We start from the raw sequence: 24,637 nt of genomic DNA, 5'->3' as shown, positions 1-24,637 counted from the left end.
AGCGCTTTGGTTACTTTCGCGCTTTTCGAAAGTGACCCGCCGTAAGGGCGGAACCAATATCTGCAGCACCTCCAATAAGTGAACGGTCACTGTTCGCCTTTGATTTTGCCTTCCTGACAAAATATGCCAGACGACGCAGAACGCGACTTGGGTGCAGGCTGAACGCAGGCGGCGTGGAGTGGGCCGAGCGACATGGATGTCGCGAGAGCCGCCCCCCGCCATGGATGGCGGATGGCGGCGGGCCCACGGAGCGTCGCCGGAGTGAAGGAACCCCGACGCAGGAGGGGCCTAACCAGGAGCAGAAGCGCTTTGGTTACTTTCGCGCTTTTCGAAAGTGACCCGCCGTAAGGGCGGAACCAATATCTGCAGCACCCCCAATAACGGATATACCCCCAGAACCCAGAACCCCGAACCCCGAACCCCGAACCCCGAACCTAAGAGTCGCGCCTTAAATCCGGCGGTATCGGCAGGTTATCGTTCAGCGGATCAGGCCGTTTCCCGCGTCCGGCACGGTATTGGCGGATCTGGTAGACGTAGGCCAATACCTGCGCCACGGCCAGGTACAAACCTGCTGGAATTTCCTGCTCAAGCTCGGTGCTGTAGTAGATCGAACGGGCCAGCGCCGGCGATTGAAGCAACAGGATCTGGTGCTGCGCCGCAATCTCGCGAATCTTGAGCGCCATGAAATCGCTGCCTTTGGCCAGCAGCATGGGCGCGCCGCCCTTGTCCGGGTCGTACTTGAGCGCCACGGCGTAGTGGGTCGGGTTGGTGATGATCACGTCGGCATCGGGAATCGCCGCCATCATCCGGCGCTGCGACATCTCGCGCTGCAACTGCCGAATCCGCTGCTTGACCTCAGGCCGCCCTTCGCTGTCTTTGTGCTCATCGCGCACTTCCTGCTTGGTCATCAACAGCTTCTTGTGCGCTTCATACAGCTGTACCGGCACGTCCACCGCGGCGATGATCAACAGGCCGAACGCCATCCACAATGTGCTCCAGCCCACCAATTGCAGGCTGTGCACGACGGCCATCTCCAGCGGCTCGTGGGCGATGGCCAGCAGGTCGCTCTTGTCCTTGGCCAGGACCACGATGGCCACCACCAGCACGATGAGAAACTTGGCAAAGGATTTGAGCAGTTCGATCAGCGACTTGGGCGAGACCATGCGCTTGAGGCCCGCTGCGGGGTTCATGCGGCTGAACTTGGGCGCCAGCGAGCCCGCTGCGAACAGCCAGCCGCCCAGCGAGATGGGGCCGATCAGTGCGGCCAGGGTCAGCGCCACCAGGATCGGCTGGACCGACAACAGCGCGGCCTTGCCCGAAGCCATCAACATCAGACTCATGCTGCGTTCATCCATCAGCGCTTCGCGGGAGATGGTGAAGTTGTCGCGCATCAGCTGCATCATCATTTGCGCCATCGAACCGCCGAACGCCAGCAAACCGGCGGCGCCGACGATCATCACGATGACCGTGTTGAGCTCTTTGGAGCGGGCAATCTCGCCCTTCTCACGCGCCTCTTTCTTGCGCTTGTCCGTGGGGTCTTCTGTCTTGTCCTGACCGCTTTCGCTTTCAGCCATGTCAGCGCGCCTTGACCATTTCCCTGAGCAACTGCAAGGCGTCGACCGCCAGCGGTTGATACTGATTGATGATATCGCCGAGAGAGACCCACAAAATCCCCATGCCCAGCACCAGTGTCAGCGGAAAGCCGATCGAGAAGATGTTCAGCTGCGGCGCCGCGCGGGTCATCACGCCCATGGCAATGTTGACCACCAGCAGCGCAGTGATCGCCGGCAACACCAGCACCAGCGCGGCACCGAGCACCCAGCCCAGGCGCAGCACCAGCTCCCAGAAGTTAGCCGCCACCAGCCCGTCGCCCACCGGCAAGGTGGTGAAGCTTTCGATGAGCACTTCGAACACCACCAGATGGCCGTTCATGGACAGGAACAGCAAGGTGACCAGCATGGTGAAGAACTGCCCGATGACCGCGGCCGACACGCCGTTGACCGGGTCGATCATCGAGGCGAAGCCCATGCCCATCTGGATCGAGACGATCTGCCCGGCGATCACGAACGCCTGAAAGAACAGCTGCAACGACAAGCCCAACGCGGCGCCGATAATGATCTGCTCGGCGATCAGCAGCAGTGCGCTGAGGTCCAGCGCGTGAACCTGCGGCATGGCCGGCAGGCTGGGCGCAACCACAAAGGTGATCGCCAGCGCCAGATACAGCCGCACCCGCTTGGGCACCAGGTTAGTGCCGAAGATCGGCATGGTCATCAGCACCGCGGCGATGCGAAACAGCGGCAGCATGAAGGCCGCCACCCATGTGCTGATCTGCGTGTCGGTCAGCGCCAGCACAGGTTCCATCGACGATCAGCCAATCACTTGCGGAATGCTGGTGTACAGGTTGGTGATGTATTCCATGAACGTGCGCACCAGCCAAGGGCCGACGACGATCAGGGTCACCAGCATCACCAGCAGACGCGGCAAAAAGCTCAGGGTCTGTTCGTTGATCTGGGTCGCGGCCTGGAACATCGACACCAGCAGGCCGACGATCAGGCTCGGCACCACCAGGATCGCCACCATGGTCGTGGTCAGCCATAACGCTTCGCGAAACAGGTCCACTGCTACTTCGGGGGTCATGCCGGGCACTCCTCGTCAAACAGGTTCATACGCCGCCAAAGCTGCCGGCCAGCGTGCCAATGATCAATGCCCAGCCATCCACCAGCACGAACAGCATGATCTTGAACGGCAGGGAAATGATCAACGGCGACAGCATCATCATACCCATGGCCATCAGCACACTGGCGACCACCAGGTCGATGATCAGAAACGGGATGAAAATCATGAAGCCGATCTGGAATGCGGTTTTCAGCTCCGAAGTCACGAACGCCGGAACGATGATCGTCAGCGGCGCGGCATCGGGCGTGGCGATGTCGGTGCGCTTGGACAGGCGCATGAACAGCTCCAGATCACTGGAACGGGTCTGCGCCAGCATGAAGTCCTTGATCGGCCCTTCGGCCTTGACCACGGCGTCCTGAGCGCTGAGTTTTTCCGCCAGATACGGCTGCAAGGCATCGTTGTTCACCCGGTCGAACACCGGCGCCATGATGAACATGGTCAAGAACAGCGCCATACCGGTAAGGATCTGGTTGGACGGGGTCTGCTGCAGACCCAGCGCCTGACGCAGAATCGAGAACACGATGATGATCCGGGTGAAACTGGTCATCAGCATGACGAACGCCGGAATGAAGCTCAGCGCGGTCATGATCAGCAGGATCTGCAGATTGACCGAGTATTCCTGCTGACCGTTGGCGCCAGTACCCAGCGTGATCGCCGGGATCGACAACGGGTCGGCGGCGAACGCCAGCGGCGCTGCCAGCAGCAACAGCAGCGTCAAGACAATGCGCATCAGTGGTTATCCTTCTGACCCGGGGTAGCAGGACCTTCTTTGCCCGGCCGTGGCCCGGCAATGCCCTTGTTGCCCAGGACTTCCATCAGGCGTCTGGCAAACTCAGGCGTGGTGTTCTGGGTTTCAGGCACCACGACTGGATCATTCATTACGTGCAGCGCGGTGATGCTGCCTGGCGACACGCCGAGCAGGATCTGCTCCTTGCCGACCTGTACCAGCACCAGGCGATCGCGCGGCCCGAGGGCGCGCGAGCCGACCAGTTCGATTACCTGGTTGCCCGCAGGACCGGTGCGCTGGACCCGGCGCATAAGCCAGGCCAGTACGAAGATCAGGCCGACCACCAGCAGCAACCCCAACACCAGTTGCAGCAGTTGCGCGCCGACCCCGGCGCTCAACGCACTCGAAGCCTGCGGCACAACCACCGGCACAGCGCCCGGGCCGGCAGGTGCCACCGCAGCGGAGGTCGCCGGATCGGCCGCCATCACCGCCCACGACAACATCAGCGCCGACAGGCCCGCCAGCCCTTTGAGGAAACCACGCATTCAGCGCAGCTTCTTGATGCGTTCGCTTGGGCTGATCACGTCGGTCAGGCGAATGCCGAACTTCTCGTTGACCACAACCACTTCACCGTGAGCGATCAATGTCCCGTTGACCAACACATCCAGCGGCTCGCCTGCCAGACGATCGAGCTCGATCACCGAACCCTGGTTCAGTTGCAGCAGGTTGCGGATGTTGATGTCGGTGCTGCCCACTTCCATGGAGATCGACACCGGAATGTCGAGGATCACGTCCAGGTTCGGACCGTCCAGCGTCACCGGGCCATGGTTTTTGGCCACACTGCCAAATTCTTCCATGGCCAGACGGTTGGTGGAGTTTCCGGCATCGGCCGCCAGCAGCGCGTCGATGTCGTCCTGCCCGCCCTCTCCCGCTTCACCCAGGGCCGCAGCCCACTCGTCGGCCAGTGCCTGGTCGTCTGTGGAGTTCATATCGTTTTCATCAGCCATGGTTTCCTCGGCGAGCATTGATTCGTTTTACACAGCACATTCTGAAGCTGACGAGCAAACGTCAGCGGCGTTCTAACGGTTCGACGACCTGCAGGGCCAGATTACCCTTGTGCGAACCGAGCTTGACCTTGAACGACGGTACACCGTTGGCGCGCATGACCAGATGGTCGTTGAGCTCCACCGGGATCACATCACCCGGCTGCATGTGCAGGATGTCCCGCAGCTTGAGCTGACGACGGGCAACCGTGGCGCTCAGTGGCACCGAGACGTCCAGCACGTCCTGCTTGAGGGCGTTGACCCAGCGTTCGTCCTGGTCGTCCAGATCGGACTGGAACCCGGCATCGAGCATTTCGCGGACCGGCTCGATCATCGAGTACGGCATGGTCACGTGCAGGTCACCGCCGCCGCCATCGAGTTCGATGTGGAAGGTCGACACCACGATCGCTTCGCTGGGGCCGACGATGTTGGCCATGGCCGGATTCACTTCCGAGTTGATGTACTCGAAGTTGACTTCCATGATTGCCTGCCAGGCTTCTTTGAGGTCGATGAAAGCCTGATCCAGCACGATTCGCACCACGCGCAATTCGGTCGGCGTGAATTCCCGGCCTTCGATCTTGGCGTGACGCCCGTCGCCGCCGAAGAAGTTATCCACCAGCTTGAATACCAGCTTGGCATCCAGGATGAACAACGCCGTGCCGCGCAACGGCTTGATCTTCACCAGGTTCAGGCTGGTCGGCACGTACAGCGAGTGCACGTACTCGCCGAACTTCATCACCTGCACACCGCCCACCGCCACGTCCGCAGAGCGACGCAGCAGGTTGAACATGCTGATACGGGTATAACGGGCGAAACGCTCGTTGATCATTTCCAGGGTCGGCATACGTCCGCGGACGATGCGGTCCTGGCTGGTCAGGTCATAACTTTTGACGCTGCCAGGTTCCATAATGCTTTCGGTCTGCACCAGACCATCGTCCACGCCATGCAACAGCGCGTCGATTTCATCCTGGGACAGCAGGTCTTGCACGGCCATGTCGTGGTCCTACTGCAGTACGTAATTAGTGAAAAGCAACTGTTCGATCACGCTTTTGCCCAGTTCCTTCTGCCCGACTTCCTGCACCACGGCAGCGGCCTTCTGGCGCAGCATTTCCATGCCCACCGGGGTGGCAATGGTGTCGAACGGCTGACCGGAGAACATCATTACCAGATTGTTGCGAATGACCGGCATGTGCACTTTCAATGCTTCGAGGTCAGCGTGATCGCGTGCCAGCAGGGTAATGCTGACCTGCATGTAACGCTGACGGCCATTGACGTTGTAATTAACGACAAAGGGCGGCGTCAGAGGTTCGAAAATCGCCTCTTTCTTTACGTTCGCAGCCTGAGCCGCCAGCGCCGGATCCGGCTTGTCCTGGGACTTGTGCATGATGAACCAGGTTGCGCCGACCGACAGACCTATGGCCAGCAACAGGCCCACCACCACCATAATGATGACCTTGAGCTTGCCTTTCTTTGCGGGGTCTTTAACTGCGTCGTCGCTCTTCGCCATGCCAATAATCCGTCACTATCCAAAGGGTTCTGTGTTGCGTGACAGAGCAAGAGCAAGGGTTGTGCCACAACTGCGGCGGCAGCTGCAAGTTGTGAGCGGCAAGAAAAGCAAAAGCGGCAAGGCAGGAGAAACCGCAGTTTCCCGTACGCTTGCCGCTCTTGATCTTGCTTCTACTTGCCGCTTGCAGCTTATGGCTGCTCCTAGGCGTAATAATCGACCGCGCTGGAGCCGATCACGGTCAACGGCGCGCTTGCCGCCGCCGAGGCCGCATCCACCGGCGCGCCATCCGCGATCAGGTCGCTGCCGCCAACACCGTTGGAACCGCCGCTGCCATTACCGCGCTGACCATCGCCACCGGACTGCTGTTGCGACTGTTGCTGCCAGCCGCGGGACTGATCCGAGACGTTGACATCGACCTGCCCCATGCCCTGCTGGGCGAACGAATCACGCAGCCGCGACATCTGGCTTTCCAGGGCGTCGCGCACGCCGACATGGGCGCTCATGAACGTCACTTGGGTCTGCTGATCTGCCGCCATATTGACGCGGATGTCCAGACGCCCGAGTTCCGCCGGTTCCAGCTGAATGTCAGCCTGCTTGAGGTTCTGGCTGGACAGGTACATGACGCGGTTGACCACGCCCTCGGTCCAGCCACCCTGGTTCATCGCCAACGGCTGGTTGAGCAGCGGCGTGGTCGGGGTGGTCGAAGCGGGTTTGACCTGTGCTGCCTGGGACAGCGCCGCCAAACGATCGGCGAAGTTATCCACGCGCGTATCGCTGCTGGCCGCCTTGACGTCTTTCAGACCGTCAGCCAGCAGACCACTGAAGGCCTTCTCGCCACCGCCCTCGGTCGTGCTCTTGTCCACCGGCTGATCGCCGAGCGCCGCCAGGTTACCCGCCATGAGCTGCGCAGGATCGGCGTTGGGGTCTTGCTTGCCGTTGGTCTTGTTGGCCTCGTTGCTGCCATTGGTCGCCTGAGCCGACTGCTGCGCCTTGTTCTGCAGGGCCACTTGCACGGCGGTCAGGCCTTCGAGCGGGTCGGCCGACGGATCGAACGTGTCGTCGCTGTCGTCACTGGCATCGGCTGGCGCCTGCACCACCGGCGCAGGAACGACCGGCGCGGCGGCGGCCAACAGCGCAGGGTCAACCACTGGCTGTGGATCGACCGGCGGCTGAGTCACTGCCTCGACCGGCGGGGTGACGGCGAGCGTCGGATCCAGGACGGGTTCTGTGACGGTCGCATCAGCGACAGTCGGATCAGCAGCCGCGCTGGCGGTGTCGTCATCGGTGTCGTCACTGCCTTTGCCTGAGTCGTCGTCGGCTTTGCCGTTGACCTTTTTGGCAGGCAAGTCGTTGCCGCTATCGGCAACGGTCTTGTCGGCAGCGGCAGACGAATGGCTGGCGCTGTCCTTCTTGTCCACTGCCGGACTCTTGGCGCTGGCAGGCTTGGCCGGACTGTCGTCGACGCTCGCTGGCTTGGGCGTTGCCTGCTTGGCGAACACGCTGGAGAAGCTGGAACTGTGGTCCTTGACGGGGTCAGGCGCCTTTGCCGAAGTGGCGGCGCTGGCTTTCTGGGCTTTGGCAGCCGTCAGAGCCGTCAGTAAGGGGTTGTTGGCAAGGGCCATGTTGATCTCCGCAAGAGCACTATTACGCAGAGACCAAGCAATTGGCGGGCCAGTTCTGGGTGAGACGGGTTACAAGGTCAATATTGGGTCAGCGTGGTGTGCAGTTCGACGTCGAACAGATCGCGCACCACTGCAAATTCGCTTTCGATGGCCTTGACCAGCTGGCTGACCTGCGAAGTGCTGACAACCGTCTGGCCAATGGCGAGTTTCTCGAGCTGGCGACACAGGTCTTCCAGATGCGTGGCGCCCAGATTGCCACTGCTACCCTTGAAGCTGTGAGCCATCATGCCCAGTTGCTGACGTTGCGTGGTCGTCAACCCCGAGCGCTCGCACTCCTGGCTCAGCAGGCGCAGACCGTTGACGCGCTCTTGCGAATCCTTGATGAAGATATGCAGCAACGCCGGGTATTCGGTTTCCATGACATCGCGCAACGAATTGAGGATGCTCAGATTCACGTGATTTACCAACACTTGTTCACTCCTTGATCAAGAATCGCAGGATTATGCCAGACCCTCCCAGGCAAATTCCACACACGCCGTACGGCCATCGTCGGACCACCTGCATTGGTCGCTCAATTGCCTGACCAGACTCAGCCCCCGCCCAGACAATTGGTTGATCGCCGGGGGCAATGACAAGGTCTGTAGAGCATCGAATCCGCTGCCGCTGTCGTGCACCTGGACGGTCAGACGCCCACCCTGAGCCACCGGGACGATCTGAAAATCAAAGCGGATGAAGCCGTCCTTCAGGTTGTCCAGCCGCTCACCGCGCTGCTGGTAGTAAAGCGCAAAACCCTCGGCGTCGCGCTTGAGCGCCGAGTCCAGACCCAACACGCCATGCTCCAGCGCATTGCTGTAGAGCTCGGACAACACGATGTACAACTCGCTGCTCTGCAGGCGCAGGCCATGAACCTCCTGCAGCAGTTGCAGCAGGTACGGCAGCGGATTGAAGCGCTTGAGCGTGGAGGCACGAAACTCGAAACTGGCCGACCAGTCCAGCGGGCTGGAGTCGCCACTGTCGGTGTAGATCACCGAAGGCGGACCGAGCAGCTCCGGCTGGGAAAAGCCGATCTCGACCATGCTCACATCATCGCGGGCCTGGCCGCGGAAACGCGCCAGCGCCCACTGCACCTCTTCAATCAGCAGCGCAGGGTTGCGATTGGTGACGAACACATTCTGCAAACGTCGGGTGCCAAACATCTCGCCAGTTTCATCGGTGCTGTCCACCACCCCATCGGACAGCAGGAACACCCGGTCACCGGTGGCAAACGGATAGACTTGGGTATTGTCGTCAAAACTGCTGGCGCTCAGCACGCCCAACGGCAGATGAGTGGACACCAGCGGCGTATGCGGCCGGCCGTCGCCATGCAGCAGGTAGCCGTCGGGCAGACCGCCATTCCAGATTTCCACCAGTTGCTGTTTGAAATTCACACCGATCAGCGCCGCGCAGCAGAACATGTCCACGGGCAGGATGCGCTTGAGCTTGGCGTTCATCTCGCGCAGGGTCTCGGGCAGGCCATAACCCTTGGCCGTCATGCCGTAGAACACCTCAGCCAAGGGCATCGCGCCCACGGCTGCCGGCAGACCATGCCCGGTGAAGTCCCCCAGCAGCACGTGCATGTTGCCGGAGGGCGCCCATGCGGCCAGCAGCAGATCGCCGTTGAACAACGCATAGGGCGACTGCAGATAGCGGATATTGGGCGCGCTCAGGCAGCCGGAGTGGGCGATTTGGTCGAATACCGCCTTGGCCACGCGTTGCTCGTTGAGTAAGTACTTGTGATGTCGGGCGATCAGATCGCGCTGCTGCAGGACGGTTTCCTGCAGCTTGCGCAGTCGGTTCATGGCGTTGATCTTGGCCGCGAGCACCACCTGGTTGTACGGCTTGGCGACGAAGTCATCGCCGCCGGCATCCAGGCAACGCGCCAGCCCCTCGCCTTCGGTCATGGATGTCAGGAAGATGATCGGCACCAGGGCTTCCCCGGCCAGCTCCTTGATCCTGCGCGCCGCCTCGAAGCCATCCATCACCGGCATCAAGGCATCCATCAGCACCAGCTGCGGACGCCGTCGCTCGAACAGACCGACCGCTTCGGCACCGTCACTGGCGCTGAGCACGTCGTGGCCCTGACGACTGATGATCGCCGACAACAACATCCGGTCACTGGCATTGTCATCGGCAATGAGGATCGTCAGCCGCTCGTGTACAGGAGCGAGCATCAGCCGATTTTGAAGAGTTTGGAGAAATTGGAAATGGCGAGGATTTTGATGACATCGGCATTGCAGTTGATCAGGCGCACATCGGCGTGGTCGCCACCGGCATGATCACGCAGCAGCAAAAGCATGCCCAGCGCCGAGCTGTCCAGGTAGTTGGTCTCCTTGAGGTCCACCACATAGCGCTTTGCGGCAACGCCGGCACCTTCATAGGCGCCGCGAAACTCCTGATGCCTGGAAAAATCGAAGCGACCCTTTATGTTGATGGTCAGTTGCTGATCGTCGGATGAACGCTCGAAGGTTACTGACATAGACAAATCCCTTAGGTAAAACGGCGTCGGACGCTTGAAGTTTTAGCACCGCCAGCGAGGCGCGGCAAATGGAAGATTGCACGAAGGATCGTAGAGAGCATCAAGCCACGCCGTAGAGCTGGATTTGCTACCGCTGCGCGCCAGATCGTCGGCAAGGTGCAGCGCCACCATCCGGGCAGAAGCGATGGGCATCTGCGCTCATACAGGGATAACTGCGGGCAGTTCGATCAGAACGCCTCATGCCTGGGCAAACGCTGGGACAATTCGTCCAGCAGCTTCTGTTCGCGCTTGTCTTCCAGCGCTCGGGCTTCGTCCATGTAGCGCTGCACCAGTTTGCGCAGGCCTTCGACCCGGGCGTAGGCTTTTTGCCACTCGCCGCGGGCCTTGTTCAGGTTGTTCTGGTGCCAGCTCAGACTTTGCCGCTGCTGACTGACCGCCGTCTCCAGCTGATTCAGGAAGCGCTGGTAGTTCATCAGCCACTGCCCGGACACCCCGTGGGCGCCCTTGTCGATCCACTGCTGCTGATAGTCGGAACGAAACTTCTCAAGCTCGGCCAGCTTGCCTTCGGAGATCCGCACCTGGCCCTGAAAGTGGCCCAGACGCTGGGCCGCGGTTTTCTCGGCTTTTTCGGCCATGTCCACCACTGGCGCCAGACGGCCCGCGCGAGTTTGCGCCATGAGCTATCAGCCGCCTGCCTGAGGATTGAAGATCTTCGCCAGCAGCGCCTCGCTGTTGTGCATGCTTTCGTTGTCATGCAGCCCCTGGCGCAGGTATTTCACCAGTTGCGGCTGCAGCGAAATGGCCAGGTCGGTTTCGCGATCGCCACCGGCCACGTAGGCACCCACGCTGATCAGATCACGGCTCTGCTGGTAGCGCGACCACAGCTGCTTGAAGTACTGCGCCTGCACCATGTGCTGCGGATCGACTACCGAGGGCATGACCCGGCTGATGGACGCTTCGATGTCGATGGCCGGGTAATGCCCCTCCTCGGCCAGACGCCGGGACAACACGATGTGACCGTCAAGCACGCCCCGCGCCGAGTCGGCAATCGGGTCCTGCTGATCGTCACCTTCGGACAGCACGGTGTAGAAAGCTGTAATCGAACCACCGCCCTTCTCGGCGTTGCCGGCGCGCTCCACCAGCTTGGGCAGCTTGGCAAATACCGATGGCGGATAACCCTTGGTCGCTGGCGGTTCGCCGATGGCCAGGGCGATTTCCCGCTGGGCCTGGGCGAAACGGGTGAGCGAATCCATGAGCAACAGGACGTTCTTGCCCTTGTCGCGGAAATATTCGGCGATGCGCGTGCAGTACATGGCCGCACGCAGCCGCATCAGTGGCGCATCGTCCGCAGGCGAAGCCACGACCACCGAGCGCTTGAGGCCTTCTTCACCCAGGCTGTGCTCGATGAACTCCTTGACCTCACGACCCCGTTCGCCGATCAGCCCGACCACAATAATGTCGGCTTCGGTAAAACGGGTCATCATCCCCAACAGCACACTCTTGCCCACCCCGGTACCGGCGAACAGGCCCAGACGCTGACCGCGCCCGACCGTCAACAGACCGTTGATGCTGCGAATGCCCACGTCCAGCGGCTGGCTGATCGGGTCACGCTTGAGCGGGTTGATGGTCGGGCCGTCGAGCGGCACCCAGTCTTCGGCTTTCATGCCGCCCTTGCCGTCCAGCGGACGACCGGCGCCATCGAGCACGCGACCGAGCATGGTCATGCCCATGGGCAGGCGTCCGGTGTCTGGCAAGGGCACCACGCGGGCGCCCGGTGCGATACCGGCCACACTGCCCACCGGCATCAGGAATACCTTGGCGCCGGAAAAGCCCATGACTTCCGCTTCGACTTCCACCGGGTGATGGCTGTCGTCGTTGATCACCACGCAGCGACTGCCCATGGCCGCACGCAGGCCTTCGGCTTCCAGGGTCAGACCGACCATGCGCAGCAGGCGGCCTTCGACCACCGGCTGCGCAGGCAGGGCAATGGCGTCGGCGTAGGTGCTCAGACGCTTGCCGAAACTGGTTCGCTCAAGACGCATCGGACACGTCCGCCTGATGATGCTGCATCGACTGCTCGGCACTCTTGATCGCCGCTTCCAGATCGACACTGACGTCGGCCACGGCCGGGTGCAGCGCCTGCTCGTGCAGCTGGTCGAACATCTTGGCCAAGGCCACGCTGATGCGCGTTTCGATGGTGGCATCGATGCGGCTGTGTTCGGTTTCGACCCGGCAACCGCCCGGCTGCAACGTGTCGTCTTCGAGAATCCGCCAGTTTTCCTCATGCCGATCACGCAGCGCCTTGACCTGGGCGAAGTCCTGGGAGTTGACCAGGATCCGCACGTTGCTGGCGCCCATCGGCAACAGGCGCAGGGCGTCCTGCAAGACCTTGCCGATCTGGCTGGAATCGGTTTTCAGCTCACGCTGGATCACCTGGCGAGCAAGGTGCTCGACCAGTTGAACCATGGATTTTTCGATCTGTGCATCCTGGTCGGCAATCGGCTCCAGCAGATGCCCCATGAGGATTTCCAGGCTCTCGAGCTTGGCCGCCAGTGCCGCTTCGGCCTCCTGGCGAACCTTGAGCTGAGTGCTGTGAAAACCTTCTTTTTCACCAATGGCGAACCCTTCGTTGTAGGCGTCCTGACGGATGCTTTCCAACTCTTCCAGGGTCATCGGCTGGACTTCTTCGAGCGGCACTTCTTCGCTTTCGGCAGGCGCCGGTTCTTCGACCACCGGCTCAGGCTCGGGTGCCTCTACGTGAGGGTCGAAGCTGGGCAATGCCCAGACCCCGGCCGCTCGCGCATCCTTGGCGCGGATGAGCTCACTGTGTGGTTCTTTATCGGAGCTGAACATCGACGGCACCTGCTGTTAGATCATTTCCTCGCCACCCTTGCCGCCGAGAACGATCTCCCCGGCCTCCGCCATACGACGGGCAATGGTGAGGATCTCTTTCTGGGCGGTTTCGACGTCGCTGACGCGAACCGGGCCCTTGGCTTCCAGGTCGTCGCGCAGCAGTTCGGCGGCACGCTTGGACATGTTCTTGAAAATCTTTTCCTTGATTGCGTCGTCCGAACCCTTCAATGCCAGGACCAGCACATCGGAGGACACTTCGCGCAGCAAGGCCTGAATGCCACGGTCGTCGACGTCGGACAGGTTGTTGAAGACGAACATGAGGTCTTCGATCTGTGTCGACAGGTCTTCGTCCACTTCGCGGATGGAGTCCATGAGCTGGCCTTCGATCGAGCTGTCGAGGAAGTTCATGATGTCCGCCGCACGCTTGATACCGCCCAGCGTGGTACGCGAGGTGTTGGCGTTGCCCGAGAACTGCTTCTCGAGGATCTGGTTCAATTCCTTGAGCGCCGCAGGCTGCACGGTGTTCAACGACGAGACGCGCAGGATGATGTCCAGGCGCACCTTGTGGTCGAAATGGCTCAGTACTTCACCGGCCTGGTCAGCGTCCAGATAGGCGACGACGATGGCCTGGATCTGCGGGTGCTCAAAGCGGATGACGTCCGCAACGGCGCGCGGTTCCATCCACTTGAGGCTGTCCAGACCACTGGTGTTGCCACCGAGCAGGATGCGGTCGATCAGGCCGTTGGCCTTGTCCTCACCCAGTGCCTGAGTCAGCATCTTGCGAATGTAGCCGTCGGAGCCGATGCCCACGCCGGTCTGGTCGCCAATGACGTCGACGAACTCGCTCATCACCTGCTCGACCTGCTCGCGATGCACATTGCGCATTTGCGCCATGGCGACGCCGACACGCTGGACCTCTTTGGGGCCCATGTGACGCAACACCTGCGCAGCATCAGTCTCACCCAGGGTGAGCAGCAGGATCGCAGCCTTATCAACTCGGGTCATTTTGACCGCAGCAGCACGACTATCACTCATCTGTGTTGATCCACTCTTTTACGACCTGAGCCACACGAGCCGGGTCTTCAGCCACTAGGCTCTTGATTGCGTTGAGCTGCGCGTCATAACCCTCGCTCGGGCTCGGCAGCAGAATGCTTTGCGGACCGCCCAGACTCACGCGGTCGTTTGCCAGTTCACCGTCCATACCGACCATGCCGCCCAGCTCGACGTCGCCGTCAGCGTGCTTGCTCTTCGGATTGGTGATGTTGTTCAGCACCGGACGCAGCACACCGAACACCAGGACCAGGATGAACAGCACACCCATGGCCTGCTTGACGATGTCCCAGAACCAGGGCTGCGAGTAAAACGCGATTTCCGGAATCACTTCGCCACGATCGGTGGAGAACGGCACGTTGATCACGCTGACGCTGTCGCCACGGCTGGCATCAAAGCCCACCGCGTCCTGAACCAGACGGGTGAAGCGTGCCAGTTGATCCGCTGTCCACGGCACCATGGTGGTTGCACCGGTGGCCGCGTTGACCTTGACCTGATCGTCCACCACCACCGCTACCGACAGGCGATTGACCTTGCCCTGTTGTTGCTTGGTGTGGCTGATCGAACGGTCCAGCTCGAAGTTCTTGGTCGACTGGTTACGCTTGTCTGCCGGATACGGCGCCAGCATTGGCTGGCCGGTTGCCGGGTCCATGATCTGTTGACCGTTGGCATCGAGCAACGGTTGGCCTGGAGCGATCGCGCCGGCGGCACCAGCAGCACCGGCAGTGGCGTTCTGCGGAGCGGTTGCAGGGCCTGGCGGCTGGTTGCTCAGAGCACCCGGCACGCCTTGCGGACCGCTGCCGCTGGAGCGTTGTTCGTTGACCGTCTGCTCACTGCGCAGTGCAGGCTGGTCAGGGTTGAAGCTTTCAGCAGTCGATTCCACCGCGCTGAAGTCGACGTCGGCCGAAACCTCCGCCTTGTAGCGATCGTTGCCCAGCACCGGCTGCAGAATGTTCTGCACACGCTGGGTGAGCATGCTTTCCATGCGACGGGTGTAGTCGAACTGCTTGCCAGCCATGCTCAGTTCGGAGTTTTCACCCTGATCGGACAGCAGGTTGCCCTTCTGGTCGACCACAGTGACCTGGGATTTGGTCAACTCAGGAACGCTGGTTGCCACCAGGTTGATGATGGCCAATACCTGACCCGGCTCAAGCGAACGACCGGCGTACAGCTCCACCAGCACCGAAGCGGTTGGCTTGCGGTCATCACGGACGAACACCGAACTCTTCGGAATCGCCAAGTGCACGCGAGCGGCCTTGATGTTGTTCAGGCTGGAGATGGTGCGTGCCAGTTCGCCTTCCAGACCACGACGATAACGGGTGGCCTCCATGAACTGGCTGGTCCCCAGCCCCTGGTCCTTGTCGAGGATCTCGAAACCGACGTTGCCATCGGTTTGTGCGATACCGGCACCGGCCAGTTTGATACGGGCACGGGACAAGTCGTCGGACTTGACCAGCAACGCGCCGGAATTGGGCTCCACGGTGTACGGAATGTCAGCCTGAGCCAAGGTATCCATCACCTGCTTGGTGTCCATGCCCGACAGGCTGCCATAAAGCGGCTTGTAGTCCGGCTGCTGCGACCAAAGCACGACGGCAAAACCAATCGCCACACTGGCAGCCAGACCGACCATGAGGCCGACCTGGCGCAGCATGGTCATCTCGGACAGATTTTGCAGGAACGCCAAACCGAACATTGGCGGTTTGCTTCCTGTCGCACCCGTTTTGGCGGGTACGTTATCGGCGACGGCTTCAGCCATGACTTAAATTGTCCTCAAACCGGCATTTGCATGATGTCTTGGTACGCCTGAACCAGCTTGTTGCGTACCTGGGTCAGCGCCGTAAACGAAACGCTGGCTTTCTGCGAGGAAATCATCACATCGGTGAGATCCACGCCGCTCTTGCCCATTTCAAACGCAGTCGACAACTGGTTGGACGCCTGCTGGGTGTCGTTGACCTTGTTCACAGCCATACCGAGCAAGTCGGAAAAGCTGCTCCCACCCGCCTGCTCGGGGGCCTGGATCGCCTTGGGCATGGCCATGGCATCCATCTGCATGGAGCGCATGTCCAACATCAAGCGATTAAATTCAACACCTTGGCTCATGAACTTCTCTCTCAAAGGGGCCGCAAATTTTTGACACCGATTCAGCGGTTATCCATGTAGTAGCAACAACGATGCCAGACCAGTAAAGGCACGTTGCCACTTTTTCAGGAAAGTATTTGCACGGTTACAGAAGGGGCTTCAATCAGGCGTGAGTACTCTGTGGCAGCACGGCTTGCCGGCGGTGGCGTCCTCAAGACCGCCACCGTCGGCAAGCCGTACTGCCAAGGGCTGTGAGTTGATGTCACCAGCAAGCGCCGGCTGCCACAGGTTTGTACGTCTACAGGGTTATCCGATGTCAGGAAGCGAACAGATAACCTTCGACATCCATCCCGGCGTCACGCATCTGCGCCAGTTTGTAGCGCAACGTACGCGGGCTGATACCCAGCCGCTCGGCAGCTTCCTTACGCCGGCCACGCTCGGCGCGCAGGGTGTCGATGATCATCTGGAACTCGCGCCGGCGCAGGTCTTCACCCAACGCACCGGCCTGCTCGCCGCTGACCGGCTCGGGCGACGTATCCGCGGCACCGAACGTTGTCGGCAGCGATGCCGCCATCTGCAGCACAGGCTGATGGATTGACGCCGCGCCAAGCGCCGGAGCAAATGTCACAGGACCTGCCAGACAGAAGTCCTCGGCCTGAATCACCCCGCCCTGCTGCAGGATCAGCGCCCGCTGTACCGCGTTGTCCAACTCACGGACGTTGCCCGGCCAGCTGTACCCGACCAGACACTTTTGCGCATCGGCCGAGAGCCGCACCGGTGCGTGCTTCATTTTATTGACGTGCTTGGCCAGCAATCGCTCGGCCAACGGCAGAATATCGGCGGGACGCTGACGCAGCGACTGCCAGGCCAGCGGGAACACCGACAGGCGATAGAACAGATCTTCGCGGAAACGCCCCGCTGCCACTTCACCGGCCAGATCACGGTTGGTGGTCGCCAGCACGCGGATGTCCAGCTCGATAGGCTTGCGTGCGCCAACCCGCTCTACTTCCCGCTCCTGCAAGACCCGCAGCAACTTGGCTTGCAGACCCATGGGCATTTCCGATATTTCGTCGAGCAGGATGGTGCCGCCCTCGGCCTGTTCGAACTTGCCGGCCTGCGCCGCTATGGCGCCGGTGAACGAACCCTTCTCGTGGCCGAACAGCGTGGCTTCGAGCATGTTGTCCGGAATCGCCGCACAGTTGATGGCGATAAAGGGCTTGCTGGCCCGTGGCGATTGCTGGTGGATGAAACGTGCCAGCACTTCCTTGCCGGTGCCCGACTCGCCGGAAATCAACACCGTGGAATCGCTCTTGGCCACCCGGCTCGCCAGGTTCAACAACTGCACGCTGGCAGGCTCGACGGCAATCGGGCCTTCGCCATCAGCCGGCCCCAGACGCCCCAACGCATGACGCTGCACCAGCGCCAGCAGCGCCTTGGGCTCGAACGGCTTGACCAGATAGTCAGCGGCGCCTTGACGCATCGCTTCGACGGCGCGATCCACCGCCCCATGGGCGGTCATCAGCAACACCGGCAACTGCGGATAACGGCTGCGCAGCTGACTCAGCAGTTGATGGCCGTCCATGCCCGGCATATTGACGTCGCTGATCACCAGACTGAAGGACGCCTGCGACGCTGCCAGCAGCGCATCTTCGGCAGATCCGACGGCGTGATAGGCGTGCCCCGCCAGCTCAAGGGTTTCGCCCAGGGCTTCACGCAGGGAGTGATCATCTTCGACCAGCAAGACCTTGATCGTCATAAGTGGCTATCCCGCACGCTGGCGCCTGGAATCAGCGGCAAGGTGACGATCGCGCAGGTGCCGCGACCGGGTCGCGAACGAAACTGTACCTGCCCCTGGTGAGCCCGGGCCACCGCAGTGACCACCGCCAGCCCCAGGCCGGTGCCGGTGGTTTTGGTGGTGAAGAATGGCTCGCCGATGCGCTTGAGCGCCACGGCGTCAATCCCGCTGCCGTTATCGCTGACGCACAGGCGCAGCGTGTTGCCACGGCTGTACGCGTGAACCTTGATGCGCGTCTGACTCTTGCTGGCCTGAACGGCGTTCTCGACCAGGTTGAGCAGCGCGCCGACCAGTGTGTCGCGGTTGCACAACAGCTCCCCATCGACGCTGTCGCTCTGCCAGCGCACGACCACGTCGCGCACATGGGTCTGCGCCGCTGACTCCAGGGCCTGCACCAGTGCTTGCGGCGTCAGCCGGTCGGTCAGCGGCAGCTCACCACGGGCGAACACCAGCATGTCGCGCACTTGATGCTCGAGTTCGTGCAGGCGCTCCTTGAGGCGGCCGGCAAAACGCTGCTGAGTGTCGACGTCCAGCGCTTGCTCAGTCAGATGGCTGGCGTAGATCATCGCGGCGGACAATGGCGTGCGGATCTGATGGGCAAGCGAAGCCACCATCCGCCCCAGCGACGACAGCCGTTCGTGACGCGCCAGCTGACTTTGCAGGTGACGGGTTTCGGTCAGATCGTTGAGCAGCACCAGCTGCCCTGGCTCGGCGTCCAGCGAACGCGTGGCGATCGACAGACGGCGCCCGTCCTTCAGGGAGATTTCGTGACCGTCGTCTTCGCGTGGCGCGAAGCAGCGCGCGATGACATGCCGCCAGAGCAGGCCGATCAACGGCTCGCCGAGCAGGCCACAGGCGGCCGGGTTGGCCTCGCGAACCACCCCCGTACCGTCGATGACAATCACCCCGCCCGGCAACAGGTCGAGCAAATGCTGCAGACGGTTGGCCAGGCGCTCTTTCTCGGCCAGTTCCTGCATGCGCTGGGCACTGACCACCGCCAGCTCACCCTTGAGCTCGGTGACCCGCGCTTCGAGCAGGCTGTAGGAATCGGTCAATTGCACGGACATTTGATTGAACAGCGCAAACGCCTGTTCAAGACCTTGTCGGCTTTCCACTTCCGGGGACGGCTGCACTTGCAAACCCGTGGGTAAAACAGGTTCGCAAGACATATGAGCGGCCTGGGGCATAGTTGATCTCTCGCGGGGCTAACCGTCAGTAAACGGTGTGTTGCAAGAGACATAGCAATCCTCGTGCCGAAAAAAAACCGCTGATAAATCAGCGGTTTGTTTTTTCGGTGTCAAACGAGTGTCAGTCGTCGCCCTGATCGTCGCCTTCGCGGCGGCTCATGCCGTACTTGCGCATCTTCTCCACCAGCGTGGTGCGGCGGATACGCAGACGTTCGGCGGCGCGCGCGACAATTCCGTTGGCGTCGTCCAGCGCCTGCTGAATCAGCCCCTGCTCCAGACCGCCCAGGTAGTCCTTGAGGTCCAGGCCTTCAGGCGGCAGCATCGCGCTGTTGGCGAAATTGGGCGTATGACCGTTGATGGCCACGCGCTCTTCCAGATCGCTGCGCAAGCTGTCGACCAGTTGCTCGTCTTCGTCGTCGACGTAACGGAATTTCTTCGGCAGTTCAGCGACGCCGATCACCCCGTACGGATGCATGATCGCCATGCGCTCCACCAGGTTGGCCAGCTCACGAACGTTGCCCGGCCAGCCGTGGCGGCACAGCGACATGATCGCCGCCGAATTGAACCGGATCGAACCGCGCTTCTCGTGCTCCATGCGTGAAATCAGCTCGTTCATCAGCAGCGGAATGTCTTCCACTCGCTCACGCAACGGGGCCATCTCGATCGGGAACACATTGAGGCGGTAGTACAGGTCTTCGCGGAATCCACCGGTCTCGATCATGTCTTCGAGATTCTTGTGGGTGGCGGCGATGATCCGCACATCGACGCTCTGGGTCTTGTTGCTGCCCACGCGCTCGAAGGTACGTTCCTGCAGTACACGCAGCAGCTTGACCTGCATCGGCAGCGGCATGTCACCGATTTCATCGAGAAACAGCGTGCCACCGTTGGCCAGCTCGAAACGCCCGGCGCGGCTGGTGATGGCGCCGGTAAAGGCGCCCTTCTCGTGACCGAACAATTCGCTTTCGAGCAGCTCGGCGGGAATCGCACCGCAGTTGACCGGCACGAATGGCGCATCGCGGCGCTTGGAATGGTAATGAAGATTACGTGCGACCACTTCCTTGCCGGTGCCGGACTCGCCGAGGATCAGCACGCTGGCGTCGGTATCGGCCACTTGCTGCATCATCTGGCGTACGTGCTGGATGGCACGGCTGGTGCCGACCAGGCTGCGGAACAGATTGGGTTCGCGTTGGCGACCGCGCTCGCGGGCCTGGTCGTACATCTCGCGATAGACCTGGGCGCGGTGCAGGGAATCCAGCAGTTTGCTGTAGCTGGGCGGCATCTCGACGGTGGAAAGCACACGCCGGCGCAGGTCTTCGGCGAGGTCGGCCGAAGAATTTTCGCCCATCAGCAGAACCGGAAGGAACTCATCCCATGCGGCAACGGTCTTAAGCAGCCCTTGTAGACTGCCCGGGGCATTGACGGTGCCGACCAGCACGCAAAGGACTTCCCGAGTGGACGTCAGGGAACCCACGACTTGCTGCCAGTCGGTACTGGAGCAGGAGAGGTTCTCATCGCCGAGGAAGTTCAGAATCACCGCCATATCACGGCGGCGCTGGCTATCGTCATCGATTAGCAGAATCTTGATTTCACGCCACATGCAATAGCAACTTCCCTAGTCAACTCGATGCCCAATCAGGGGGCAAGCTTGGCTTTTGTATGGTCCGCAGAGACGCTACAGCTACCAGAAATTAGTGAACATCACTAGTTAAGTCAAAAAACCGTACACAGTCAATTTTATGGCGCACAATTTTTTTCGATCAACCAAGCGTCAACCGAACAGATGGTAAACCTTTGCGGCGCTTTTCGCTCGTTGGATCTGCGACATTTCATCGACAATTGCCTGACGCTCACCCACCGCGATATCTATCAGCTGTCGGTACACGCCCAATAACTCTTCCAGATTGCTTCGCAGCTGCGGCTCATCGTCGTTCGCCTCGCGAATGACATCGTCGACGCAGGCACGGCAGGCCAGATCGAGCTTGCCAATCGCCTCCCAGTCACGCTCGGCGAGTGCATCGACCAGGGCTTCGCGGGTTTCTTCGATTCGCTTGAGTGCGGCAATCATGGTGTTCTCCTTTACAGCGCGGGTTGCTGATCGCCAATCGCGTCCCAGCCTTCCTTCACGGTGGTCAGCAGGCCGCTGACTTCCTCGAGGATTTTTGGGTCGGTCTTGATGTTGGCCAGCGCCAGACGCTTCATCATGTAGACATACAGGTTGTCGACATGGGCCAGGGCCTGCGCCTGTTTTTCCATGTCCAGGCCTTCACGCAGACCGCCGACGATCTCGATCGCCTTGCCGATCAGGATGCCCTTGGCAGGCACGTCCTTGCGCTCGATGGCGCCTTTGGCCTGAGCGATCCGGTCCAGACCCGCTTCCATGAGCATCTGCACCAGACGGTGTGGCGTGGCTACAGCGGTCTGGGCTTGTGAGTTGACCTTCTGATACTGCCGAAGGGCTGCCATACGGTTCATGTTCTTACCTCACACAACTGGAAGTTTCTATATTCAGGGTATCGACATGGCCCTGAAAAACTTTAAGGCCAGATGCCAAAAACCCGGCACGGGGGCCGGGTCTTGATTGGCGTGACTTTTTATCAGCTCTTCGACGCGTTCAGCGAGTCGAAGAACGAGGTGATACTGGTAGCGGACGCCTTCAGCTGCCCGACGATCAAGTCCATGGCGTTGTACTTGGCAGTCAGGGTTGCGGTCAGTGTGGTGACTCGCAGATCCAGTGCCGCCTGCTGATCCTGAAGATCGCTCTGCTGCTTGTTCAGGCTGGTGGTGCGCGTATCGAAGATACCGCCGGTCTGGGTATAGGGCGTGATTGCCGCGTTCATCCGCGCAAGCAAACCGTTGCTACCGTCGCCGGTGCCGCTGAATAACTGCTGTACGTTGCCTGCCAGGCCCTTGTCCATGGCTGCCTGGAACTTGGTGCTGTCCAGCGTCAGCTTGCCGTCGGACTGGCCCGTGGTGATCCCCAGCTGCGACAGCACCGACAGATCGCCGCCGGCACCGGTGCTCACCAGCTCGTTACGGATCGCCGAAAGAATCGAGCGAGGCATCGAGTCGCCAGTCAGCGCAGCCGGGGTCACGGTAGAACCGGTCGTGGCATCGGCGGTGTCACTGACCGTGGCTTTGGTGACGGTGGAAACGGCGCCGACGACAGCGTTGTACGAGTCGATGAAAGACTGGAGCGAACTCTTGAGCCCGTCGGTGTTGGTCGCGACCGTCACCGTTGTCGTCGAGTTATCACTGCCCGGCAGCAGCGTCAGCGAGACACCACCCAGGGTCTTGGCCAGCGTGTTGCTGGTGCTGGTCACCGCCAGGCCGTTGATCGTCACCGAGGCGCTGGCAGGAACGCTGCCAATGTAGCCTGCCGAGGTTGCCGAAGTGGCATCGAGCTTATCGGTCTTGCCAATGGTGAAGCCGGTGATATCACTGGTGGTGGTGATTTCGGAACCTGCACCGGTGATTGTCGAACCCAGCACCAGACGCGAGCCTTTGTCGTCGGTGATGATGTTGGCGCTGATATTGGTGGTGCTGGTGTCAGCGTTGATTTGCTTGACCACCGACGCCAGTGTCGCACCTGTTGGAATCGTGTAGCTCTTGGAATTGCCATTTTGACTGATGGTTAATGCACCACTCGGAATGGCACTCGTAGATCCGCCAGAGAACGCAGCAGTACCGACGCTCGAACTGGTCGCAATGTTGTTGATCTTGACACTGTAAGTGCCGGGCACCGCGGTGTTGTCGGAGGTGACGGTCAGTTTGGTGGTGTCGGAAGAAGTCGCCGAGTAACCTGCGAACTGCAGCTTGCTAGTGGTGCCGACGGGCGGTTTGATCAGCGTCTGAAACGCGGACAACGCCGATTTCAGCGTACCGATGCCGGAAAGTTTGGTGGTGACCAGCTTGGTCTGGGTGGTGATCTGCGTCTGCTTGGCGAGCTTGTCGGAGTTCACCAGTGCGGTGACGATGTCCCCGATCGCGAGGCCCGATCCGAGGCCGGTTGAAGGGGTGATTGGACTAGCCATTTGCATCTCCTTTCGGTTTGATCGGTTTTTTGACTACAGCACAGTTCAAAGAAACCGCGTTCACGTTTCATGCCAGTTAAACTTTTGCGTCGAACAACAGGCTGTTTGCGTTTTTCAGACTGTCGGCGATTTTCAAGGCTTCGGCAGACGGCAATTGCCGCACCACTTCGCCCGTTTCCGTGGCAATTACTTTCACAACCACCTTGCCTGAATGCTCATCGATCGAGAATTCCAGGTTGCGACGAACCGACTGAAAGAACTTTTCCATTTCCTGAACGGCAGCTTTCAAATCCTTGGACTCTTTATCGGGATCAGAGCCTTTACTTGTCGCCGTGTCCGACTTCGCAGCATCCGCTGTGGCGTTGACGACTTGAGGCGCAGGTGTCGACTTGTCAGACCCCACGGGTACCGATGGCAACGGCTGCACCGCAGAATAAGCCACGTTCAGCCTGGTGCTGATGTCCATATACACTCACCTCTCAAAGTAAAAAGCGGGAGAGCACGCAAGCACACTCCCCCGCCAAAACTCTACTCGCTATTACTGAAGCAGTTTCAGTACAGCGGATGGCAGTTGGTTAGCCTGGGCCAGAACAGAAGTGGAAGCCTGTTGCAGAGTCTGTTGTTTGGTCAGGTTAGCCGTTTCAGCTGCGAAGTCGGTGTCTTGAATACGACCCAGTGCAGCGGTGGCGTTTTCGTTGACGTTCTGCAGGTTGGAAATGGTGCTGGTCAGACGGTTTTGCGAAGCACCCAGGTTTGCGCGGGTTTCGTTGATCTTGGCCAGTGCGGCGTCGATCGCGGTGATCGCGTTGTCGATGCTGCCGCTAGTGCCGCTGATCGATACCGAACCGCTGGCAACCGACAGGGAAGTAGCGTCGAACTTGGAGCTCAGAACCAGGTCGATGCGGTTGGCCGAACCTACGTCCGAACCTACTTGCAGGGCCATGGTGCCAGCCGAACCGTCCAGCAGGTTTTTGCCGTTCAGGTTGGTCGACTTGGCGATACGAGTCAGTTCGTCCGACATTTGGCCGAACTCGGAGTTCAGAGCGCCACGGTCAGCAGTGCCGTTGGTGTCGTTGCGGGACTGAACAGCCAGTTCACGCATACGTTGCAGAATGTTGGTCGATTCTTGCAGAGCGCCTTCAGCGGTCTGAGCCATCGAGATGCCGTCGTTGGCGTTCTTGATTGCTACGGTCTGGCCACGGATTTGCGAAGTTTCGCGAGTGGCGATCTGCAGGCCGGCCGCGTCGTCTTTAGCGCTGTTGATTTTCAGGCCGGAAGACAGACGAGTCATCGAAGTCGACAGAGCATCGGATGCTTTGTTGAGGTTCTTCTGAACATTCAAGGAAGTTACGTTAGTGTTTACTGTTAAAGCCATGATGAATTCCTCGTTAGTTGGGTACCGCGGCTATCCGGCCCTGGCAAGCGCCGGGTGTGGCCTAGAGAACCTACATAATGTTTATCGTCGTATGTCGCAGGAGCTTGAGGGCTTTTCAAAAATTTTTTGCCACCAGAGCGCCACCCCTGCTTTTGACCGGGGCTACACAGCGTTTCG

The 24,637-nt window shown here is 60.5% G+C and carries 26 protein-coding genes; all 26 read right to left on the bottom strand.

Features of this window, described 5'->3' with window-relative positions; genetic code table 11:
* Positions 1-434 precede the first annotated feature (434 nt).
* The gene (flhB, locus tag ACI2KS_RS07245) at positions 435-1,574 is read right to left on the bottom strand and encodes a flagellar biosynthesis protein FlhB (RefSeq protein WP_404618615.1); all 1,140 of its coding nucleotides are present in this window, start codon (positions 1,572-1,574) and stop codon (positions 435-437) included.
* A 1-nt stretch (position 1,575) separates the two neighbouring features.
* Positions 1,576-2,361 (bottom strand): flagellar biosynthetic protein FliR, encoded by a 786-nt coding sequence (gene fliR / locus ACI2KS_RS07240; RefSeq protein ID WP_404618613.1) that lies wholly within the window; start codon positions 2,359-2,361, stop codon positions 1,576-1,578.
* Between the two features lie 6 nt (positions 2,362-2,367).
* The gene (gene fliQ, locus ACI2KS_RS07235) at positions 2,368-2,637 is read right to left on the bottom strand and encodes a flagellar biosynthesis protein FliQ (RefSeq protein ID WP_404618611.1); all 270 of its coding nucleotides are present in this window, start codon (positions 2,635-2,637) and stop codon (positions 2,368-2,370) included.
* A 25-nt stretch (positions 2,638-2,662) separates the two neighbouring features.
* Complete coding sequence (gene fliP / locus ACI2KS_RS07230; RefSeq protein WP_404618610.1) at positions 2,663-3,406, bottom strand: flagellar type III secretion system pore protein FliP; 744 nt, start codon at positions 3,404-3,406, stop codon at positions 2,663-2,665.
* The gene (gene fliO, locus ACI2KS_RS07225; protein ID WP_404618608.1) at positions 3,406-3,948 is read right to left on the bottom strand and encodes a flagellar biosynthetic protein FliO; all 543 of its coding nucleotides are present in this window, start codon (positions 3,946-3,948) and stop codon (positions 3,406-3,408) included. Before fliO ends, fliP begins: the two co-directional genes overlap by 1 nt.
* Positions 3,949-4,410: a flagellar motor switch protein FliN gene (gene fliN, locus ACI2KS_RS07220; RefSeq protein WP_404618606.1), complete on the bottom strand. Its 462-nt coding sequence runs from the start codon at positions 4,408-4,410 to the stop codon at positions 3,949-3,951.
* 61 nt (positions 4,411-4,471) lie between these two features.
* On the bottom strand, positions 4,472-5,440 hold the full coding sequence (fliM, locus tag ACI2KS_RS07215) for a flagellar motor switch protein FliM (RefSeq protein WP_404618604.1): 969 nt from the start codon (positions 5,438-5,440) through the stop codon (positions 4,472-4,474).
* Positions 5,441-5,449: 9 nt separating this feature from the next.
* Positions 5,450-5,953: a flagellar basal body-associated protein FliL gene (gene fliL / locus ACI2KS_RS07210; RefSeq protein WP_404618602.1), complete on the bottom strand. Its 504-nt coding sequence runs from the start codon at positions 5,951-5,953 to the stop codon at positions 5,450-5,452.
* 200 nt (positions 5,954-6,153) lie between these two features.
* Positions 6,154-7,575 (bottom strand): flagellar hook-length control protein FliK, encoded by a 1,422-nt coding sequence (locus ACI2KS_RS07205; protein WP_404618600.1) that lies wholly within the window; start codon positions 7,573-7,575, stop codon positions 6,154-6,156.
* Between the two features lie 77 nt (positions 7,576-7,652).
* Entirely contained in the window at positions 7,653-8,045 is a 393-nt protein-coding gene (locus ACI2KS_RS07200) for an Hpt domain-containing protein (protein WP_404618598.1), read from the bottom strand.
* A 30-nt stretch (positions 8,046-8,075) separates the two neighbouring features.
* Complete coding sequence (locus ACI2KS_RS07195; RefSeq protein ID WP_404618596.1) at positions 8,076-9,785, bottom strand: SpoIIE family protein phosphatase; 1,710 nt, start codon at positions 9,783-9,785, stop codon at positions 8,076-8,078.
* Positions 9,785-10,090, bottom strand: a complete 306-nt coding sequence (locus tag ACI2KS_RS07190) for an STAS domain-containing protein (RefSeq protein WP_404618594.1) — start codon at positions 10,088-10,090, stop codon at positions 9,785-9,787. Before ACI2KS_RS07190 ends, ACI2KS_RS07195 begins: the two co-directional genes overlap by 1 nt.
* 227 nt (positions 10,091-10,317) lie before the next feature.
* Entirely contained in the window at positions 10,318-10,767 is a 450-nt protein-coding gene (fliJ, locus tag ACI2KS_RS07185) for a flagellar export protein FliJ (protein ID WP_404618592.1), read from the bottom strand.
* A gap of 6 nt (positions 10,768-10,773) precedes the next feature.
* The gene (fliI, locus tag ACI2KS_RS07180) at positions 10,774-12,132 is read right to left on the bottom strand and encodes a flagellar protein export ATPase FliI (protein ID WP_404618590.1); all 1,359 of its coding nucleotides are present in this window, start codon (positions 12,130-12,132) and stop codon (positions 10,774-10,776) included.
* On the bottom strand, positions 12,122-12,943 hold the full coding sequence (gene fliH / locus ACI2KS_RS07175; protein WP_404618588.1) for a flagellar assembly protein FliH: 822 nt from the start codon (positions 12,941-12,943) through the stop codon (positions 12,122-12,124). The genes fliI and fliH overlap by 11 nt, the downstream gene beginning before the upstream one ends.
* 15 nt (positions 12,944-12,958) lie before the next feature.
* Entirely contained in the window at positions 12,959-13,978 is a 1,020-nt protein-coding gene (gene fliG, locus ACI2KS_RS07170) for a flagellar motor switch protein FliG (RefSeq protein WP_404618586.1), read from the bottom strand.
* Positions 13,971-15,749 (bottom strand): flagellar basal-body MS-ring/collar protein FliF, encoded by a 1,779-nt coding sequence (gene fliF / locus ACI2KS_RS07165; protein ID WP_404618584.1) that lies wholly within the window; start codon positions 15,747-15,749, stop codon positions 13,971-13,973. The genes fliG and fliF overlap by 8 nt, the downstream gene beginning before the upstream one ends.
* Before the next feature lie 14 nt (positions 15,750-15,763).
* Positions 15,764-16,093: a flagellar hook-basal body complex protein FliE gene (gene fliE, locus ACI2KS_RS07160; RefSeq protein WP_404618582.1), complete on the bottom strand. Its 330-nt coding sequence runs from the start codon at positions 16,091-16,093 to the stop codon at positions 15,764-15,766.
* Positions 16,094-16,388: 295 nt separating this feature from the next.
* Positions 16,389-17,828, bottom strand: coding sequence for a sigma-54-dependent transcriptional regulator (locus ACI2KS_RS07155; protein WP_404618580.1), 1,440 nt, complete (start codon positions 17,826-17,828; stop codon positions 16,389-16,391).
* A complete protein-coding gene (locus ACI2KS_RS07150) occupies positions 17,825-19,036 on the bottom strand; it encodes a sensor histidine kinase (RefSeq protein WP_404618578.1) in 1,212 nt (403 codons plus the stop codon). Before ACI2KS_RS07150 ends, ACI2KS_RS07155 begins: the two co-directional genes overlap by 4 nt.
* A 139-nt stretch (positions 19,037-19,175) precedes the next feature.
* Positions 19,176-20,651, bottom strand: a complete 1,476-nt coding sequence (locus ACI2KS_RS07145) for a sigma-54 dependent transcriptional regulator (RefSeq protein ID WP_404618577.1) — start codon at positions 20,649-20,651, stop codon at positions 19,176-19,178.
* A gap of 171 nt (positions 20,652-20,822) precedes the next feature.
* Positions 20,823-21,119 (bottom strand): flagellar protein FliT, encoded by a 297-nt coding sequence (gene fliT / locus ACI2KS_RS07140; RefSeq protein ID WP_404618575.1) that lies wholly within the window; start codon positions 21,117-21,119, stop codon positions 20,823-20,825.
* An 11-nt stretch (positions 21,120-21,130) separates the two neighbouring features.
* Complete coding sequence (gene fliS / locus ACI2KS_RS07135) at positions 21,131-21,526, bottom strand: flagellar export chaperone FliS (protein WP_404618573.1); 396 nt, start codon at positions 21,524-21,526, stop codon at positions 21,131-21,133.
* 122 nt (positions 21,527-21,648) lie between these two features.
* Positions 21,649-23,085: a flagellar filament capping protein FliD gene (gene fliD, locus ACI2KS_RS07130; RefSeq protein WP_404618571.1), complete on the bottom strand. Its 1,437-nt coding sequence runs from the start codon at positions 23,083-23,085 to the stop codon at positions 21,649-21,651.
* 76 nt (positions 23,086-23,161) lie between these two features.
* Positions 23,162-23,551 carry a flagellar protein FlaG gene (locus ACI2KS_RS07125; RefSeq protein ID WP_404618569.1) on the bottom strand — a complete coding sequence of 130 codons (390 nt, stop codon included), beginning with the start codon at positions 23,549-23,551 and terminating at the stop codon, positions 23,162-23,164.
* Between the two features lie 72 nt (positions 23,552-23,623).
* Positions 23,624-24,460 (bottom strand): flagellin domain-containing protein, encoded by an 837-nt coding sequence (locus ACI2KS_RS07120; protein WP_404618567.1) that lies wholly within the window; start codon positions 24,458-24,460, stop codon positions 23,624-23,626.
* Between the last annotated feature and the right edge of the window lie 177 nt (positions 24,461-24,637).

The organism is Pseudomonas sp. NPDC087358 (assembly GCF_044900785.1).
Taxonomy (GTDB): domain Bacteria; phylum Pseudomonadota; class Gammaproteobacteria; order Pseudomonadales; family Pseudomonadaceae; genus Aquipseudomonas.
Note: the sequence above shows the minus strand (reverse complement) of the source record. Positions and strands in the feature narration are given on the sequence as shown.

What these genes read in the sequence shown, in the direction of transcription:
- flhB (WP_404618615.1), bottom strand. Translation starts at nt 1,574, where the DNA reads ATGGCTGAAAGCGAAAGCGGTCAGGACAAGACAGAAGACCCCACGGAC.
- fliR (WP_404618613.1), bottom strand. Translation starts at nt 2,361, where the DNA reads ATGGAACCTGTGCTGGCGCTGACCGACACGCAGATCAGCACATGGGTG.
- fliQ (WP_404618611.1), bottom strand. Translation starts at nt 2,637, where the DNA reads ATGACCCCCGAAGTAGCAGTGGACCTGTTTCGCGAAGCGTTATGGCTG.
- fliP (WP_404618610.1), bottom strand. Translation starts at nt 3,406, where the DNA reads ATGCGCATTGTCTTGACGCTGCTGTTGCTGCTGGCAGCGCCGCTGGCG.
- fliO (WP_404618608.1), bottom strand. Translation starts at nt 3,948, where the DNA reads ATGCGTGGTTTCCTCAAAGGGCTGGCGGGCCTGTCGGCGCTGATGTTG.
- fliN (WP_404618606.1), bottom strand. Translation starts at nt 4,410, where the DNA reads ATGGCTGATGAAAACGATATGAACTCCACAGACGACCAGGCACTGGCC.
- fliM (WP_404618604.1), bottom strand. Translation starts at nt 5,440, where the DNA reads ATGGCCGTGCAAGACCTGCTGTCCCAGGATGAAATCGACGCGCTGTTG.
- fliL (WP_404618602.1), bottom strand. Translation starts at nt 5,953, where the DNA reads ATGGCGAAGAGCGACGACGCAGTTAAAGACCCCGCAAAGAAAGGCAAG.
- ACI2KS_RS07205 (WP_404618600.1), bottom strand. Translation starts at nt 7,575, where the DNA reads ATGGCCCTTGCCAACAACCCCTTACTGACGGCTCTGACGGCTGCCAAA.
- ACI2KS_RS07195 (WP_404618596.1), bottom strand. Translation starts at nt 9,785, where the DNA reads ATGCTCGCTCCTGTACACGAGCGGCTGACGATCCTCATTGCCGATGAC.
- ACI2KS_RS07190 (WP_404618594.1), bottom strand. Translation starts at nt 10,090, where the DNA reads ATGTCAGTAACCTTCGAGCGTTCATCCGACGATCAGCAACTGACCATC.
- fliJ (WP_404618592.1), bottom strand. Translation starts at nt 10,767, where the DNA reads ATGGCGCAAACTCGCGCGGGCCGTCTGGCGCCAGTGGTGGACATGGCC.
- fliI (WP_404618590.1), bottom strand. Translation starts at nt 12,132, where the DNA reads ATGCGTCTTGAGCGAACCAGTTTCGGCAAGCGTCTGAGCACCTACGCC.
- fliH (WP_404618588.1), bottom strand. Translation starts at nt 12,943, where the DNA reads ATGTTCAGCTCCGATAAAGAACCACACAGTGAGCTCATCCGCGCCAAG.
- fliG (WP_404618586.1), bottom strand. Translation starts at nt 13,978, where the DNA reads ATGAGTGATAGTCGTGCTGCTGCGGTCAAAATGACCCGAGTTGATAAG.
- fliF (WP_404618584.1), bottom strand. Translation starts at nt 15,749, where the DNA reads ATGGCTGAAGCCGTCGCCGATAACGTACCCGCCAAAACGGGTGCGACA.
- fliE (WP_404618582.1), bottom strand. Translation starts at nt 16,093, where the DNA reads ATGAGCCAAGGTGTTGAATTTAATCGCTTGATGTTGGACATGCGCTCC.
- ACI2KS_RS07155 (WP_404618580.1), bottom strand. Translation starts at nt 17,828, where the DNA reads ATGACGATCAAGGTCTTGCTGGTCGAAGATGATCACTCCCTGCGTGAA.
- ACI2KS_RS07150 (WP_404618578.1), bottom strand. Translation starts at nt 19,036, where the DNA reads ATGTCTTGCGAACCTGTTTTACCCACGGGTTTGCAAGTGCAGCCGTCC.
- ACI2KS_RS07145 (WP_404618577.1), bottom strand. Translation starts at nt 20,651, where the DNA reads ATGTGGCGTGAAATCAAGATTCTGCTAATCGATGACGATAGCCAGCGC.
- fliT (WP_404618575.1), bottom strand. Translation starts at nt 21,119, where the DNA reads ATGATTGCCGCACTCAAGCGAATCGAAGAAACCCGCGAAGCCCTGGTC.
- fliS (WP_404618573.1), bottom strand. Translation starts at nt 21,526, where the DNA reads ATGAACCGTATGGCAGCCCTTCGGCAGTATCAGAAGGTCAACTCACAA.
- fliD (WP_404618571.1), bottom strand. Translation starts at nt 23,085, where the DNA reads ATGGCTAGTCCAATCACCCCTTCAACCGGCCTCGGATCGGGCCTCGCG.
- ACI2KS_RS07125 (WP_404618569.1), bottom strand. Translation starts at nt 23,551, where the DNA reads ATGGACATCAGCACCAGGCTGAACGTGGCTTATTCTGCGGTGCAGCCG.
- ACI2KS_RS07120 (WP_404618567.1), bottom strand. Translation starts at nt 24,460, where the DNA reads ATGGCTTTAACAGTAAACACTAACGTAACTTCCTTGAATGTTCAGAAG.